This window comes from Williamsia deligens, assembly GCF_024171765.1.
GTDB classification, from domain to species: domain Bacteria; phylum Actinomycetota; class Actinomycetes; order Mycobacteriales; family Mycobacteriaceae; genus Williamsia_A; species Williamsia_A deligens.
In genome coordinates, this window is sequence record NZ_JAMTCI010000001.1 from 2,372,948 (window position 1) to 2,388,140 (window position 15,193).

Sequence of the window (15,193 nt, forward strand, 5' to 3'; positions counted from 1 at the left end):
ACGGTGGTGCCGATCGCTGAACGCGCGCGAACTCCGCAGTGAAATGCAGATCTTTGTAGGCCGAACAGACGAACCTTCCCGGACACGGGCCGCCTGGGCTCCAGCAATCACCCAGACGTGGGGGTCAGTCTCTGGTCCAGCAGCAGGCGGCGCATGTGCACTCGACGTGGTCGTTCGTGTGACGGCCACGCAGCCAGGCGACGACAGCCGCCCCGATGGCTGCCAGACCGATTCGTTTCACGCGTTCAGACTACGCCTGCGATGTAGTACGACTAGGCGCAATGTTGCTATCTGCAATTTGCATGCGTCGAGGGGGTGCCTCAGCTGCTCCGACGCGAAACCGCGACCTGGCCCGCGGCTGTCAGGGTCTTCCAGTCCGGCGTGGCGATCGCGGGCGAGGTGAGGAGACAGCATCCGCGTCGCGCCCCTGTCTCTGCATGCGATGGCAGCGACGGGTAGAACAGCGACCAGTCGTCTACCGAGGCGGGAAGGTTCGCGGCGGTCAGGACCTTGTCGCCGCCGTAGTCGTCGAAGGCGTAGCCGGGATCACCCGGGACCTCGAAGTCATCGATGAGAACGACGGCTCGTGTCCATTCGCTGTCGATGATGGCGAGTTCTTCGGCGAGCGGCAGGTCGTCCAGCCAGTGCGCATCAAGGTAGACGAAGACGGTGTCGTCCGGCGCGCTGGTCCGCGCGACGGTGCGGAGGAACTGGCGCGAGTCGCCGAGGGTGACGGTGATACTCGGGGTCACCGCAAGCCGCCGTCGGCTGTAGTGGAAGTACCTGGGATTCACCTCGACCGTGTCCACCGGGACCCCGAACACGTTCGAGAAGAACTCGGTGCTCGTCCCTCGGAACGTCCCCGTCTCGAGCACCCGGTCGCAGTGCACCGTCCGCGCGATCTCGCGGACGATTTCCCGACGATGGTGCTGACCGTTCAGAGGGCCGCCCCAGGCTGCCCCGAGGTGAGGTCGCCGCTCGTCGATCGCGGCGGCCCACGACGGCGAGATCCGGGTCGCCAGCGCTTCGTACACGCGGTCGACCCTTTGCTGCGTGCGGCTCATCCTGTGATCGTAGGTCTGGCTCCCCGCGCTGCGACGGACTTCAGATCAGTGCCCGAGCTCTCCCCATGACGTCAGGCCGGTCACACTCCTGAGCTCGTCGTCTGTCAGAGCAGGGCGCGGCGTCCATCCGACGGGTTTGCGCGCGACCATCGACCACGTGTCCCTCGTCGAGGGGAACACGCGACTGAACAACAGGTAGGCCTTCCGCAGGCGGGCGGGGACCTTCTCCAGCATGTGGTGCACGCCCGCGATCTCCAGGACTTCGAGCCCGAGTGCGACCGCCAGCCGGGAGCAGTCGTCGGCGGTGTACTCCCGGACATGTCCTCGCCAAGTGCCCGGATACCAGTAGTAGGTGTCGAACTGGGGGTGGATCGAATGTCCTCGGACTGCGGCGATCCGCTTGCGCAGGTTCAGGTGGTTGGGGACGGTGACGAACAGCAGGCCTCCGTCCCGGACCCGCGAGAGCAGCTCGATCAACAGATCCCGCGGCGAGTCGTGCAGGTGCTCCAGCACGTCGTGGAGCATCACCACGTCGAACTCCCCGGTCGGGGGTACTCCCGTGCCGTCCACAACGATGTATTCGATGTCCTCGTGCTCGGCGAAGCGGAGTATCGCCTCCCGGGAATCGCCGCGGACGTGCCACTCGTCGGCGAGGTCATCCATCGCGGTGCATCGATAACCCAACTCCGCGAACACCGCCGTCTTGTCCAGCGGGCCTGCACCGAAGTCGAGGATCGCAGCCCCGGGTTGGACGAACCTGGTCAGTGTCGCCGCAACCGAGACATGTCCTTTCTCGGCGGGGTCGAAGTAGTTCGGGAAAGGAAACTTGGCGACCACACGTTCTGCGGCGGCGCGAATCTCGGTGAGATCGACGTTGTCAGGCATCGCTGTCCTTGTCATGAGGTGCACGGACGCCCGTCCACCCGGACGGAGGCGGGCCGAGTGAGTGGTTGCGTCGGGATCAGGGCAGGGGAATCACGGCGGGGCATGTCGACCGAGAACGCCAGGCGTGCAGGCTCGCCCGGCGCAAGGTCCACCACTGCGAACGAGACCGGCCGGCGGTTCTCGACACCTGTGCCGAAGGGAGTGGGTCGGCCGTCGAGGGACACCGAGGTGGTGCGGGACGCCCACGTGCCAAAGAGGTACACCGACAAGCGGTTGCTTCGCGGGGGCAGCCTGCCGCCGTCAGGTACATAGGGGAGGAATGTCCCGAGCACCTCGGGAGCGTAGCGACCCTGCGGTGTCGAATTCGTCAGGATCACCGTGACCGTGACCTGCTGCCGCGTCGCGGAACAAACGCCATAGGCCACTCTGATGGCGCGATCGAGGAAATAGTCGAGTTTGCTGCCGTATGAGTTGTTCACGAACACCCCGACATACGGATCTGGAGTGAACGGCAGTTCGCCGGCGACAGGTGTCACGGTCAGCTGTGCCTGCTCGGCCGACGAACTGCTCCACACGGTGATCCGTGACGAGTTTGCCGCACCGGCGATTGCGGTCACCAGTTCGTGCGCGTCGAACCTCCCCTGCATGATCTTCACCAGGGTCAGCCGTGCGACTTGTCCCATGACCGTTTTCCGCCCGGCCCTGTCGTCGCCGAACTGTTGGTAGCTGTCGAGTCCGATGAAGGGGATCACCGAGTCGGCGGTCACGGTGCGGTCATCGTCCAGGGTGACGCCGCCGACGACGCGCAACACATCCGACAGTGCGTGGGAATCGATTCCGACCACGATGTCCGGTTCTATCCCCGTCTGCTGTCTCGTGAGACTGCGCCAGATTCGGGCCGCGTACGGGAAGGAGGGACTCAGGTTGGACGTCTGCCAGAGCTGGGTGGGTTGTGCGAATCCGTACAGTCCGCGGTAATCCGCGCCGAGGTCTGTCGGCGCCTTGGCTGGGCCGGCGAGGTCTTCGACGATCCTGAGTATGCGCATACGGCCGCGGTCGAAGCGGACGACGACAAGACCCCCGGGAAGGCCGCCGGTGGCCCGGGCCTCGCTGTCGTTCTCCACGACGATGGCCATCGTCCGCGGGGCGTCGGCCCCCAACATCGACGGGACCAGGTCCGCGGCTGTCGACGCCGCCGACAGGGATCGGTCGAGTGCGGACAGCTCATCGATGACCCGGGATCGGATCCTGTTCACCTGTGCGGCCCATGTCTGCCCTGACGAGCGGCGTGCATCTCGTAATGCGCTGCCGATGGCGGCATCTGCGGACGACAGTGAGGGCGCCGCGTCTCGGATCGCGGTGACGTCGACCGCGCCACCGACGACGACAGGTCGTCCGAGCGCGTGTCGAGCTCCGTCCACGGCGGACGGTAGGGCGTCGGAGGCGACAGAATCGAGGACGTCGGTCAGTTCGGCTGTGACCCGGAACGGTTCGCCGACCCACGGGATCGCGGCGAGTATGCGCAGGGGAGGACCGTCCGCGGCAACCCGCAACCGATCCGCCACTCGCTGGGTCTCTGCAACCTGCGTTCCGACGTCCGGTGCACCTGCCATGGCGGCTGCTTCCGTGGCGGACAGATGCCGTTCCAGCGCGCGGGCCTCGTCGCGGGCCGACACGATGTACACGGATGCCCACGCGGCGAAGGCCAGGAGCGCGAGCGACGCCGCCAACCCGCACCGCGCCACCGTGCGTCCGCCCGGACGGCGTCGGCGGCGTCGTCTGCCGGGCCTCGTTCCGGCTGCCGGCACCCGTGAGGTGTTCATGTGTCCCACCTCCGCCGTTCGGGACGACCTTGGATCCGCCGGTCACCGGTGTGTCGAAACGGCGCCTGACCTGCACAACCGGGGATACAGTCGTACTGTACTGGTTCACGAGTAACCGATCTCGAACTTTGTGCGACATCAGTAAGTGAGGAATCAGCATTCAGCAACCGATCCCGAACAGTCACTGATCCCTGAAGGGCGACCTATGACCAGACAGCGCGCGACGTGCGCATCTCGTGGCTGGGCGGTCCTCGGTGCACTGGTCTTCACCGTCGCTGTTTTCTTGCCTGTCGACGCGTCCGCTGCTCCCTACCCGCCGGTCCCGCCGACTGTCGCGGTGTCCTCTGCTGTCGTACCGGGCGCGGCATCGCTGGTTCCGGCGACGCCCGCATCCGACAAGGTCTACGTGGCACCTGGAGAGTGGCCGGTTCAGGCGCCGACCGGAGCAGGCAGCCCAGACGTTCGCCGCGACCTGCCGGGGTGGGGCCTCACGGCAGGCCTGATCGCTGGTCTCGGTGCAGTGCTGCTCGTTCGACTCGTCCGCCGGTCATGACCCAGATGACTCGCGTGGCGCCGACGCTCCGTGGGTTGTCGATGGTGTTGTCGTGCGTGGCGTTCGCCGCGGGCTGCGCCGACCAGTCCGAGCCGACGACGCGGCCTTATCCGGTCGGCGACCCACCAGCGCAATCCCGGGCGCTGACGAGTGAAGTCCCCGCATTCGACGTTCGCACGGCGACCATGACACCCGGCCACGTCTTCATCCCGGCAATCGGGGTCAACACGACGGTGATGCGGCTCGGCACCCACACCGCGGCCGACCCGTTCGTCGACGGTGCTCGTGTATCGACCTTCGACGTACCGCCTGACCTCTCACGCGTCGGATGGTGGGCGGACGGCGCAGCCCCCGGCCGATCGGGGATGGCAGTTCTGTTGGGGCACAGCCAGGCGGGCGGCGGGTACGCCGTGTTCAACAGATTGGCCGATCTCGTTCCCGGTGACGGGATCCTGCTCGATGACGCTCGGGGGCGCGGGCGCCTGCAGTACAAGGTCACCGAGGTCGTCACGGGGATAGCGAAAACGGATCCGGCGGCTCTCCGTCGGCAGCTCTCGGTGCACTCCGCCACCGATCAGCTCGCGCTCATCACCTGCAGCGGCGACTTCGACTCCTCGGTTCGCGAGAGCGAGGACAACACGGTGGCCTTCGCCGAACTCGCCGGGGGTGCCCGATGACCGCGCCGCGGGATCGGGACCGGGGCGTTGCCCGCGACGGCCAGTGGCTGCCGGCGCGCGACTCTCCGACATATGTGGCGGGCCATCGCGGTCTCGTGGGCTCTGCGATCGTCCGGCGTCTCGAGGCCGACGGTTTCACGCGAATCCTCAAGCGCTCACGATCCGAAATGGATCTGCGCGACCGAGACGCCGTAATGCGGTTCTTCGCTGACGAACAGCCGCGGGCCGTGATCGTCGCCGCCGCCAAAGTGGGCGGCATACAAGCGAACAACACCTATCCTGCCGATTTCCTGTCCGAGAACCTGCAGATCCAGGTCAACGTTCTCGATGCCGCGCTGACAAGCCGGGTCCCGCGACTGTTGTTCCTCGGTTCGTCGTGCATCTACCCGCGGCTGGCCCCGCAGCCGATCACCGAGTCGGCGCTTCTGACAGGGCCTCTGGAACCCACGAACGAGGCGTACGCGATCGCCAAGATCGCGGGCATCATCCAGGTTCAATCGGTCCGTCGTCAGCACGGGCTCGCGTGGATATCGGCGATGCCGACGAACCTGTACGGGCCGGGTGACAACTTCTCGCCGGAGACGTCGCACGTCCTGCCGGCCATGATCCGCCGGTACGACGACGCGCGACGAGCATCGGACGAGTTCGTCACGAATTGGGGGAGTGGGCGACCCCGTCGAGAAATGCTCCACGTCGACGACATGGCATCGGCATGTCTCCACCTGCTCGCTAACTACGACGGCCCTCAACAGGTCAATGTCGGAACCGGGCAGGACGTGACCATTGCCGAGATCGCCGATGTCGTGGCAGCGGCGGTCGACTACACGGGCCGAACCGATTGGGACACATCGAAACCCGACGGGACCCCACGCAAGCTCCTGGACGTCAGCACCCTGATGTCCACGGGGTGGAGACCCGCGATATCGCTGGAAGACGGAGTGGCGGCCACCGTCGACTGGTATCAACGCAACGCCGCCGGCGTCCGAACCTGACGCCACCGCAGCCCACACACCGGATCGAAAAAAGGATCACAGCATGGCGCGGAAGGCGTTCATCACCGGGATCACCGGACAGGATGGCTCGTATCTGGCCGAACTGTTGTTGCAGAAGGGTTATGAGGTGCACGGCGTCGTCCGACGGTCCTCGAACCTCACGACCGCGAGGATCGACCACATCTATCGCGACCCGCACGACGACGCGAGCGGGCAACTCACGCTGCACTACGGCGATGTGACCGACGGCGGCCGTCTGGCAACACTTCTCGCCGACATCAAACCGGACGAGGTGTACAACCTTGCCGCGCAGTCGCACGTCCGAGTCAGCTTCGACGAGCCGGCGTACACGGGCGACGCGACAGGACTGGGTGCCACGAGGCTTCTCGAGGCAATCCGTCTGGTCGGTGTCGACTGCCGGTTCTATCAGGCATCGAGTTCGGAGATGTTCGGGGCCAGCCCGCCTCCGCAGTCCGAGACCACGGTCTTCTCCCCCAAGTCGCCTTACGCTGCCGCAAAGCTCTACTCGTACTGGATGACCCGGAACCACCGGGAGGCGTACGGCTCGTTCGCCGTGAACGGGATCCTCTTCAACCACGAGTCGCCTCGCCGCGGGAAGACGTTCGTCACACGCAAGACCCGGTACAGAGCAGGACGTCCTGCGAGATGCACACGTCGTCGCCGATATGGACTCGTTCCAAGTTCAATATCCAGGCGCCCTCGCCGATCCAGGAGTTGTCGCCGATCGTCAGCCGCCACGGCCAGTGAACGCGCACGTTGTGGCGGAAGACGACCCCATGCCCGATGGAGGCGCCGAACGCGCGCAGGATCCACACGCGGACCGATCCCGGACACCACCACCGCGATGCGAATGACCAGCAGATCAACCAGGCGACCTGCGTCCACACCGGACGCCCTCGCGAGTAGCCGTCTCCGCGGAACTCGCGCAATAGCCGCCGCGGCGGCGGTTCACCCACCTCAGGCATGGATGCGACGATAATCTAGTTCGCGTTCGCGATAGTGCATTGAAGCTGGACTCATCGGCAGACACGTCGAGCAGTGACGGCGGGTTCCCCCAGGGAGGTCGGACGGTGTTACTGGCCAGGGCCGTGCACGTGGCGCGCGGGGAGATCGACCTGTGGTTGCGCGACATCGTCCTGAACTCCGTGCTGGCAAGCCGGTGGATCCCGCGCATGGTCCGGCCCGCACTTCTGCGTCTGGTCGGCCACAAGGGCGTGCACCCGAGGGCGTTGATCAGCGGGGGCTGCTTTATCGGTGCGTGGAGTGGGCTGACCGCCGAGCGTGGCGTATTGATCAACCACGGGTGTTTCTTCGATCTCGGTGCGCCCGTGGTGTTACGGAAGAATGTGGCGCTCGCCTACGAGGTCATGGTCATCACGTACACCCATGACATCGGTCCGGCCACACTTCGCTCCGGTGAGCACAGAACCGCGCCGGTAACGATCGGCGAAGGGAGCTGGGTGGGGTCCCGGTCGGTGATCATGCCGGGGGTGTCGATCGGATCGGGCTGCGTCATCGGCGCGGGCAGTGTGGTCACCTCCGATTGCGTCGACAACGGTGTCTATGCCGGCGCACCGGCCCGTCTACGGCGAATCCTCGAGGCCGACGGCCGGCCCCGTTCGACGGTGCCAGTTGACTGACGTCGCGGCCCGGCCGGTGCACGCACCGTCGCGCCCACCGGTAGCCCACGCGAGCACACGGACCAGGAACATCCTGCTCGTCGCGGCCGGCGCCACCTCCGTCATCCCGGTGATGACCTATGCGGCCACAGGCTTCTCTTTCGTGTGTCTCGTTGCGGTGGTGCTGTACTTCCAGCGACTCGGGGACCGGCGGCTGTGGCTCCCCCTGGGGGCGGCGTCCCTGGGGAGCATCGCTTATGTGACGTCAGCACTGGTGAACGGCACGTCGCTCCTCGCTCCAGGGGTCCCGTCCTTTCCCGCCTGTGGGCTGTACTTCTGCGGCATCGTGCTCCTCGCTCGCAGCATCCGAGAGACTGTCTCAATCCTGGCCGGTGCCGCGTTGGGCACTATCGCCTTCTATCTCGTGTTCGGTACCGCACTGACCGAGAGTGAGTTGTTCGCGAACCTGTGGAAGTACGGATGGGCGCCCTCGGTGACCGTCCTCATTCTGGTCTGCCTGACCCGCGGCGACAAGGCTCGTCCCTGGTGGGGATGCGCGGCGCTGCTCGCCATGACCGTGGTCAGTGTGGGTCTGAACTTTCGCTCACACTCTCTGTTGTGCCTCGTCGCCGCGGTGTTCGTGGCGACGGACAGAATCCGCGTGCGAGCGACGCCGGTGACCGCCAAGATCATCACCGGTCTGGTGCTGGCGGTGGCAGGATCGGTGGCGTTGCGGCTCGCGGCCGGCGCCGGATGGCTCGGTGCATCGCTCACCGAGAAGATCGAGTCCCAGGCCGGCGATCACGTGCCGACGATTCTCGCGGGTCGGAGTGAATCGCCGTTGTCGCTCACCGCGATCGCAGCCAAGCCCGTTCTGGGTTGGGGCAGCGCGGACAACATCTCGCCGGAGGTGTTCGAGAGGGCCTACCAACTCGCCCTGAAGATCGGCTTCGACTCGTCGTACCCGTTCGAGTACGCCTGGCGCTTGCCGGGCGGCGCTGTGTCGCTGCATTCCATCCTTCTGGGGTCCACGGCAGAGGCTGGGTTCCTCGGGGCCCTGCTGCCGCTCTACCTGATCGGCGTGTGCGTCGTCCTGATCCGGCTCGCACCCGCCAATCCTGTGTGGGCGACGCTGTTGACCTACCTGGGTGTACAGGGAATCTGGGACTTGCTGTTCTCGCCGTGGAGCTACAACCTCCCCGTCGTATATGCCGCCGAGACGGCGTTGGCTGTGGCCATACTTGTTGCCAGGAACCACGGTCGTGCGGCCTCGGCCGCCAGGGTGATCCGAGGAGGTCCGGGTGAAGACGGACGCGACGGTCAGCGTCATCATCCCGACGATCGGGCGATCGTCCCTGCGTTCGGCGGTGCACTCGGCTCTGGATCAGACGGCGGCAGTCCTCGAGATCCTGGTGGTGGCCGACACCATCGATCCGGTCCAGACGGGAACGGACGATCCGCGGGTGACCGTCATCCACACCGGTTCTGGGCACGGACCGGCCCGGGCGCGCCAGCTCGGGGTGGAGAGAGCGTCGGGCGACATCGTGGCGCTTCTTGACGACGACGACCTCTGGCATCCGTTCAAGATCGAACGGCAGTTGATCGAGGTCGACCGCATGCCCTCCGGCTCGGCCTGGGTGATGTCGACGCGCGCGGCCATGCGACGCACGGGGAAGAGGGATCGCGTCATCCCGCGTGCCCTGATGCCGCATGGCACGGGTGTTCTCCAATATCTGTTCACGCGGCGATCGATCCGGAGCGGCGACGCGATGATCCAGAGCTCGACGATGTGTTTCCCGCGCGAACTCGCGCTGAGGACGCCGTTGGACGGCGCGGGGTGCTCCCCGCACGACGAACCAGGGTGGCTCGCCGCGGTGGAACGCGACAACCCGGGGCTGGTGATCCGGCACGCCCCCGAGTGTCTGACGATCATGCGGGTCGATCACCCGTCGGTGTCGCGAACGGTCCACGACGACAGTCATGACTACATCGCCTGGGGCCTGGAACATCTGGGTTCGACGACCGCCCGGGCGCGAGGCGACTACTTCTTGACCAACCCGGTGGTCGCGGCGGTGGCCGGTGGCTCCCCCCACGGCGTCTGGAGGTCGATCACAACGGGCGTCCGAGCGGGGCGGCCGGGTGCGTCGGCGATCCTGTTCGCGTGTCTGCAACTCGTCCGGAGCCTCGTCGGCGCGGCCATGCCGGGCGGGAGGCGGTCGGATGGTTGACGGCGGTACCGATGCGCCGACGGTCTCGGTGGTGACGATCAGTTACCGGGATCTGGACGGGTTGCGCGCAACTCTGGAGAGCACTCGTACACAACGATATCCGCGTGTCGAACACATCGTCATCGACGGTGGTTCCGGTGCGTCGGTCGTCGAATTCCTCGCAGAGGCCGGAATCGCGTACTGGCAGTCGGAGAGCGACGGCGGACGCTACGACGCGATGAATCAGGGCATCGGGCATGCGTCGGGCGATCTCATCTGGTTCCTTCATTCGTCCGATCGCTTCGCTGACGAGGATGTCGTCGGACGCGCCGTGGCAGCGCTCGCCCATAACGACACCGACGTACGCCGGACGTGGGGGTTCGGCGGCGCCACGCTTGTGACAGACGGCGGTAGGACCGGCCGGTACTGGGGATACCGGCGTTTTCACCGCCGGCGGTTCGAGTTCGGTGTTGCCCCCATTCCGCACCAGGCCGCAGTCTTCGGAGCCGAGATCGTCTCGGCCGTCGGTGGATACTCGACGACGTTCGGACTCGCGGCGGACCATCTCTTCATGCTCCAGGCGGCCCGCCGGGCCGAACCGGTCGTCATCGCCGGAAGCCTGTGCCTGTTCGACACCTCCGGGGCGGGCAGCGTGCGTCCTCAGCGCGAACACTTTCGTGACATCCGCGCAGCGTGGTCCGTGGCCGAGTCCCGCTCCGCCGCATCTCGTCGGCTGTTCACGGCGATGTCCTACATCGTCGAGGCCGAAGCAGCTGCGAAGCGGCACCTGCGTGGTGTGCTCGGCAGAGCGAGGTGAGGCCTGTGCCCGGGAGACGGCGATCCGCGCAGCCGCAGGGTTGGTACCGACCCGCGCCTGCCCTGGGTGCCGATCCCGCGTGGGCGCCCGCGCTTCCCGCAGGGCGGCACCGGGTCACCTCTCCCACGCGGATCTCGGAAGACACTGCGGGGCGCGCGTTCACGACCTCAGAGCGTCGCTCGCTCCTGTTGAGCACGGTGTTCCGAATACTCGGGACGCCGATCGTCGCGCTGTGCGGCGTCGTCGCGGCCGGCATCGTGATCCGCGCGACCGGAGCGCAGACCTACGGCCTCGTGACCCTGGTGTCCACTATCGGTCTGCTCCTGCCGTTCGCAGACCTCGGCATCGCTGCGGTTGCGATGAACGCGGTCTCGACCACCCGGACACCCTCCACCGACCTCCACGTCGTGGACACGGTGCGCGCTGCTTTCCGGTCCCTGGTGGTGGTTGCAGTCGTCATCACGATTGCAGCGCTGGCGGTGATGGCCGCTGACGGCTGGGATGTGCTCATCGGACTCCGGTCTGGAGATCAGGACAGATGGGCCATCACCGCCGGGGTCATCGTGTTCGCCTGGACGATCCCCGCGGGCATAGGTCTCCGGCTCCTCATCGGAGCGGACAAGAACGAACTCGCAGTGTTGGCGACCATGTCCAATTCCGTTTTGGGCCTGATGATCACCGTGCTCCTCTACGCCGTCGGAGTGCGAGGGATCTGGTTCGTGCTGCCCGCTCTTCTCGGGATTCTCCTGGGCAACCTCGCGTCGACCGTGGTGGCGTTGCGAATCACGGGGATCGGCCGACTCATGTTCGGCCCTGTGCCGAGTGGGGTGTCCATACGCACGATGCTCGCGGGATCACTCTGGCTGTTCTTCGTGTCCGTGGGGATCCCGTTCGGCATCCAGGTGCAACGCATGTTCTTGTCCCACCTGTCGACCCCGCAGCAGTTGTCGCAGTACGCGCTGATGGCCCAGGTGTTCGGGATCGGTTGGGGGGTGCTCTCCACCGCAGCGTTGAGCCTCTGGCCCGTGTTCATCAAGAGGCGCGCCGACCACACCTCGGTCATCGCTCTGTGGGTGAGGACGACCGGGGCGTTCTGCGGGATCGCGGTAGTGGGCGCAGCAGTGCTCGCCGTGCTCGGTCCGTGGGTCTGCTCATTGATCTCCGGCGGATCCATCAGGGTGACCACGGGTCTGGCGCTGGCGTTCGGTGCACTGTTGATCGTCCAGGCCACGCATCTGCCGTCTGGTGTTCTCCTCACGAACCCTTCGGGAGCACGGTGGCAGACGTGGTGTCTGGGGGCCATGGTCGTCGTCACCGTCGTCGGTTGCATCGCCGTCGCGCCTCGCTTCGGGGCGGTGGGCGTGGTGACGGTGACCGCATGTGCGGTCGCTCTCTGCCAGGTGGTCCCGGATCTGACCTCGGTGCCCCGGCTCGTTCGACGGCGCTCTGCGGCCGAGGCCGAATCCGGAGCCGAAGCGGTGCACGCGGGATGAGGATCACGGTCATCGGTGCCAACTATTCGCCGGAGCCGACAGGGATCGCCCCCTACACGGCCGCTGCTGTCGAGTACCTCCACGCCCGTGGTCACCTCGTGCGCGTGATCACCGGGTATCCCCACTATCCGCAGTGGCGTGTCGACGAGCGGTATGGGGGGCAGGCAATCGACGAACGGATCAACGGCGTCGAGGTTCACCGCGTCCGCCACAGCGTGCCGTCGACGATGTCGGCGGCCCGGCGGGCCAGGTTCGAGTTGTCCTTCGGTCGCGCAGTGGTGACCTCCGCCGCCTTCCGGGCTGCGCGCACCAGTGATGTCGTCGTCGTCGTGTCCCCAGCGCTCTTGGCGAACGCGGTCATCGTTCCGGCATTGCGCCTGGGTGCACGCCGACCGGCGATCGGCGTCTGGGTCCAGGATCTCTACACCCAGGGGGTACAGGAGACGGGAATCGCAGGGCAACGAATCGTGGCCCGGGTGGAGTCGACGGTGATACGTCAGGCCGACGGCGTGGCCGTTCTGCACCCGCGATTCGCCTCGGCGCTCGAGGCCATCGGTGTAGATGGCTCACGTATCTCTCTGCTGCCCAATTGGACTCACATACCCGTCGACCGACGCAGGGGCGACCGCGGGGCTGCCCGCCGAGCGCTGGGGTGGCGGGACGGGGAAGTGGTCGTTCTGCACGCCGGCAACATGGGTGTGAAACAGCACCTGGACAATGTGGTGGAGGCCGGCCGCCTCGCGCAGACAACAGGCGTTGACGTCCGCTTCGTACTCATGGGCGACGGAAATCAGCGGGCGCGGTTGGAACAGGGGGCATCCGGGGTGGGGACCGTCCAGTTCGTCGATCCACTCCCCGAGCGCGAGTACGTGGCTGCGTTGGGGGCAGCCGACATCCTGCTCGTCAACGAGGCCGCGGACATCTCCGACATGGCGGTTCCCAGCAAGTTGACGTCCTACTTCATCAGCGGAACTCCGGTTGTCGCCGCCACCCGCGAGTACAGCCTCACTCACGACGAATTGGTGAGGTCGGGTGCCGGACTGCGAGTCGATCCCGGCGACCCGGCAGCTCTGCTCGAAGCCGTCACCGAATTGGCCGCGGATCCGATTCGGGCCGCCGAGATGACCCGCCGTGGTTCCGCCTACGCGCGATCGACGTTGGCGGCGGACACGGCGCTCGCGCGTGTGGAGGACTGGGCGACGTCGCTCGTAGGCCGCGATCAACGCCGGTAGGCGGCCAGGACGGCGCGCAGCGACGGTTTGACGGAGAAGTTTGAGCGCACCAGGCCGTAGTTGTAATCCGGCACCGCACTCCCGGTGTCGATGTCACGGAGGGTGAAGACGAAGGTCGGTCCCGCGAAATCCAGCTGCCGCAACAGTGAGACCCCCGTGTAGAGGACTTGTGCCTGTTGTTCGTCGGATACCCCTGTGGGGGGTGTGCCCGTGTTGGAACCGAACTCAGTGAACCAGACCTTCCGACGGGTGTCGCCGCGGTACTTCATCACCTCGTTGACTTGCGCGATCTGACCGGTCGACGTGTTGGGTCCGGTCTGCCGACCCAGCAGGGTGTTGCCAGGGTAGGGATGCATCGCGACAGCGTCGAACGAGTTCGGAGCACAGGTGTAGAGCGCGTTCACGAAGTTCGCCGGGGACACCGAGCTGCTCGTGTCGGCGGCGGGGGAGGTACCCCCGGTGATCACGAGGGCAGAGGGCGCGGCGGCTTTGATCGCCGTGTGACTCCGCCGCAGGATGTCGCAGTACCGGTTGACGTCCGGGACGGGGCCGAAGTTGACCGCGATGTTGGGTTCGTTCCAGACCTCCCACGCCGACACGAGCCCGCGGTAGCGGGCGGCGGCCTGACCCGCAAAACGGGCGAACTCGGCGGCCGACTGTGGCGCGGGATGGGAGTAGCTGCGTTGATACGGATCGACCGCCCACGCGGGGGCCCAGGTCACCACCGCAAGGATCTGCAGCTGCCGGGCAGCGGCAGAACGGATGGTCTTGTCCAGCGGGCCCCAGTCGAACTGTCCTTGTTCCCGCTCGATCTCCGACCACCTGACGGGGACGCGAATGGCAGTGAAGCCCTGCGCGGCCGCGAAATCGAGCTGTTCGTCGGTCCGTGCTCCGAGCTCCTCGAGGCCCGGAAGACTCAACGACATGGTGTCGCGGGACCATACGGCCGGCCGGGGGCTCGGCGACTCGTCCGGGGCCGGTGGTCGACCTGCTGAGCATGCGGGGACGAGCAGCAGGATTGCCACCAGCAAGAGGAGCGCGGACCGCACAAGAGACAGCGTAGACGGCCCGCTGCACGTCAATGCTGGTTCTGCATCGCAGGCGCGGCATACCATTACGGCATGCCGCGCTCGGGTCTGCCCAGGTCGACCGTGTATGCCGCGAGGGCCTATGCCGCAGTGCTGTGGTGGATCGCGCGTCGATCGCAGGGGAGCGATCTGCTGCGGGCAGACATCGCGCGGTGGGTGCAGTGCACGGGCCGCGACGATCTGGCGTGTCTCCCGGATCGAGACGTCTTCGCCTATTTCACCGCATCCCTTCCCGAGTTCCGGACGGTGGTCCACGTTCGGCTCCGTGACAAGAACGCCGTCGTCCGCCGTGTCCTCGCCCGGATGTACCCGGTCCATCCGGGGACCTTCTTCGAGGCCGGGAGCGTGGGTCCCGGCCTCTTCATCCATCACGGGGTGGGGACACTTGTCTCGTGTGAATCCATCGGCGCGAATTTCTGGATCAACCAACACGTGAGTCTCGGGTTCTCGAGCAAGGGACGGCCTGTGGTCGGCGACGACGTGACCATCGCGGCCGGTGCGGTGGTGGCAGGGCCGATCACCATCGCCTCCGGTACGACGGTCGGTGCGAACGCTGTCGTACGACGGTCCACCGAGGAAGGGTCCGTCCTCGTGGCACCGGAGGCGCACGTGCTCACCAGGCGCGCGGCCGACGCGACACCGGCGGCAGATTGAGGAACCTCAGCTGCTTTCTGGTCGATAATGCGTCTCGGCATTTATCATCACGAATAACCCAGGAATTC

The 15,193-nt window shown here is 66.4% G+C and carries 13 protein-coding genes and 1 pseudogene; 9 read left to right on the forward strand and 5 right to left on the reverse strand.

Annotation, left to right across the window (positions count from 1 at the left end):
* Window positions 1-320: 320 nt before the first annotated feature.
* From LX14_RS11205 to LX14_RS20960, 3 genes are read right to left on the reverse strand one after another with little or no spacing between them, the layout of a single operon-like run.
* On the reverse strand, window positions 321-1,064 hold the full coding sequence (locus tag LX14_RS11205; protein ID WP_253647276.1) for an O-methyltransferase: 744 nt from the start codon (window positions 1,062-1,064) through the stop codon (window positions 321-323).
* Between the two features lie 45 nt (window positions 1,065-1,109).
* Window positions 1,110-1,949 carry a class I SAM-dependent methyltransferase gene (locus tag LX14_RS11210; protein ID WP_253647277.1) on the reverse strand — a complete coding sequence of 280 codons (840 nt, stop codon included), beginning with the start codon at window positions 1,947-1,949 and terminating at the stop codon, window positions 1,110-1,112.
* Between the two features lie 11 nt (window positions 1,950-1,960).
* A complete protein-coding gene (locus tag LX14_RS20960) occupies window positions 1,961-3,772 on the reverse strand; it encodes a DUF4012 domain-containing protein (RefSeq protein WP_308214093.1) in 1,812 nt (603 codons plus the stop codon).
* 567 nt (window positions 3,773-4,339) lie between these two features.
* Here LX14_RS20960 and LX14_RS11220 point away from each other — a divergent pair.
* The 3 genes and pseudogenes from LX14_RS11220 to LX14_RS11230 form a co-directional block, all read left to right on the forward strand.
* On the forward strand, window positions 4,340-5,002 hold the full coding sequence (locus LX14_RS11220) for a class F sortase (RefSeq protein WP_253647279.1): 663 nt from the start codon (window positions 4,340-4,342) through the stop codon (window positions 5,000-5,002).
* On the forward strand, window positions 4,999-5,994 hold the full coding sequence (locus LX14_RS11225; RefSeq protein ID WP_253647280.1) for a GDP-L-fucose synthase family protein: 996 nt from the start codon (window positions 4,999-5,001) through the stop codon (window positions 5,992-5,994). The genes LX14_RS11220 and LX14_RS11225 overlap by 4 nt, the downstream gene beginning before the upstream one ends.
* 43 nt (window positions 5,995-6,037) lie before the next feature.
* Window positions 6,038-6,631: pseudogene (locus tag LX14_RS11230) on the forward strand (GDP-mannose 4,6-dehydratase); the annotation flags it as partial.
* Here the strand turns inward: LX14_RS11230 and LX14_RS11235 are convergent.
* The gene (locus tag LX14_RS11235; protein WP_308214120.1) at window positions 6,621-6,980 is read right to left on the reverse strand and encodes an LbetaH domain-containing protein; all 360 of its coding nucleotides are present in this window, start codon (window positions 6,978-6,980) and stop codon (window positions 6,621-6,623) included. The pseudogene LX14_RS11230 and the gene LX14_RS11235 overlap by 11 nt on opposite strands.
* A gap of 123 nt (window positions 6,981-7,103) precedes the next feature.
* Between LX14_RS11235 and LX14_RS11240 the strand changes: the two genes are divergently transcribed.
* From LX14_RS11240 to LX14_RS11260, 5 genes are all read left to right on the forward strand, one after another.
* The gene (locus tag LX14_RS11240; RefSeq protein WP_253647281.1) at window positions 7,104-7,655 is read left to right on the forward strand and encodes an acyltransferase; all 552 of its coding nucleotides are present in this window, start codon (window positions 7,104-7,106) and stop codon (window positions 7,653-7,655) included.
* 1,346 nt (window positions 7,656-9,001) lie between these two features.
* Entirely contained in the window at window positions 9,002-9,862 is an 861-nt protein-coding gene (locus LX14_RS11245) for a glycosyltransferase family 2 protein (protein ID WP_253647282.1), read from the forward strand.
* Between the two features lie 31 nt (window positions 9,863-9,893).
* Entirely contained in the window at window positions 9,894-10,658 is a 765-nt protein-coding gene (locus tag LX14_RS11250) for a glycosyltransferase (RefSeq protein ID WP_253647283.1), read from the forward strand.
* A 197-nt stretch (window positions 10,659-10,855) separates the two neighbouring features.
* Complete coding sequence (locus LX14_RS11255; protein ID WP_253647985.1) at window positions 10,856-12,151, forward strand: lipopolysaccharide biosynthesis protein; 1,296 nt, start codon at window positions 10,856-10,858, stop codon at window positions 12,149-12,151.
* Entirely contained in the window at window positions 12,148-13,383 is a 1,236-nt protein-coding gene (locus LX14_RS11260) for a glycosyltransferase (protein WP_253647284.1), read from the forward strand. The genes LX14_RS11255 and LX14_RS11260 overlap by 4 nt, the downstream gene beginning before the upstream one ends.
* Here the strand turns inward: LX14_RS11260 and LX14_RS11265 are convergent.
* Window positions 13,371-14,498 carry a cellulase family glycosylhydrolase gene (locus tag LX14_RS11265; protein ID WP_253647285.1) on the reverse strand — a complete coding sequence of 376 codons (1,128 nt, stop codon included), beginning with the start codon at window positions 14,496-14,498 and terminating at the stop codon, window positions 13,371-13,373. The genes LX14_RS11260 and LX14_RS11265 overlap by 13 nt on opposite strands.
* 6 nt (window positions 14,499-14,504) lie before the next feature.
* Here LX14_RS11265 and LX14_RS11270 point away from each other — a divergent pair, with 6 nt between their 5' ends.
* The gene (locus tag LX14_RS11270; protein ID WP_253647286.1) at window positions 14,505-15,125 is read left to right on the forward strand and encodes an LbetaH domain-containing protein; all 621 of its coding nucleotides are present in this window, start codon (window positions 14,505-14,507) and stop codon (window positions 15,123-15,125) included.
* Window positions 15,126-15,193: the final 68 nt, after the last annotated feature.

What these genes read in the sequence shown, in the direction of transcription:
- LX14_RS11205 (WP_253647276.1), bottom strand. Translation starts at nt 1,064, where the DNA reads ATGAGCCGCACGCAGCAAAGGGTCGACCGCGTGTACGAAGCGCTGGCG.
- LX14_RS11210 (WP_253647277.1), bottom strand. Translation starts at nt 1,949, where the DNA reads ATGCCTGACAACGTCGATCTCACCGAGATTCGCGCCGCCGCAGAACGT.
- LX14_RS20960 (WP_308214093.1), bottom strand. Translation starts at nt 3,772, where the DNA reads ATGAACACCTCACGGGTGCCGGCAGCCGGAACGAGGCCCGGCAGACGA.
- LX14_RS11225 (WP_253647280.1), top strand. Translation starts at nt 4,999, where the DNA reads ATGACCGCGCCGCGGGATCGGGACCGGGGCGTTGCCCGCGACGGCCAG.
- LX14_RS11235 (WP_308214120.1), bottom strand. Translation starts at nt 6,980, where the DNA reads ATGCCTGAGGTGGGTGAACCGCCGCCGCGGCGGCTATTGCGCGAGTTC.
- LX14_RS11260 (WP_253647284.1), top strand. Translation starts at nt 12,148, where the DNA reads ATGAGGATCACGGTCATCGGTGCCAACTATTCGCCGGAGCCGACAGGG.
- LX14_RS11265 (WP_253647285.1), bottom strand. Translation starts at nt 14,498, where the DNA reads ATGGTATGCCGCGCCTGCGATGCAGAACCAGCATTGACGTGCAGCGGG.
- LX14_RS11270 (WP_253647286.1), top strand. Translation starts at nt 14,505, where the DNA reads ATGCCGCGCTCGGGTCTGCCCAGGTCGACCGTGTATGCCGCGAGGGCC.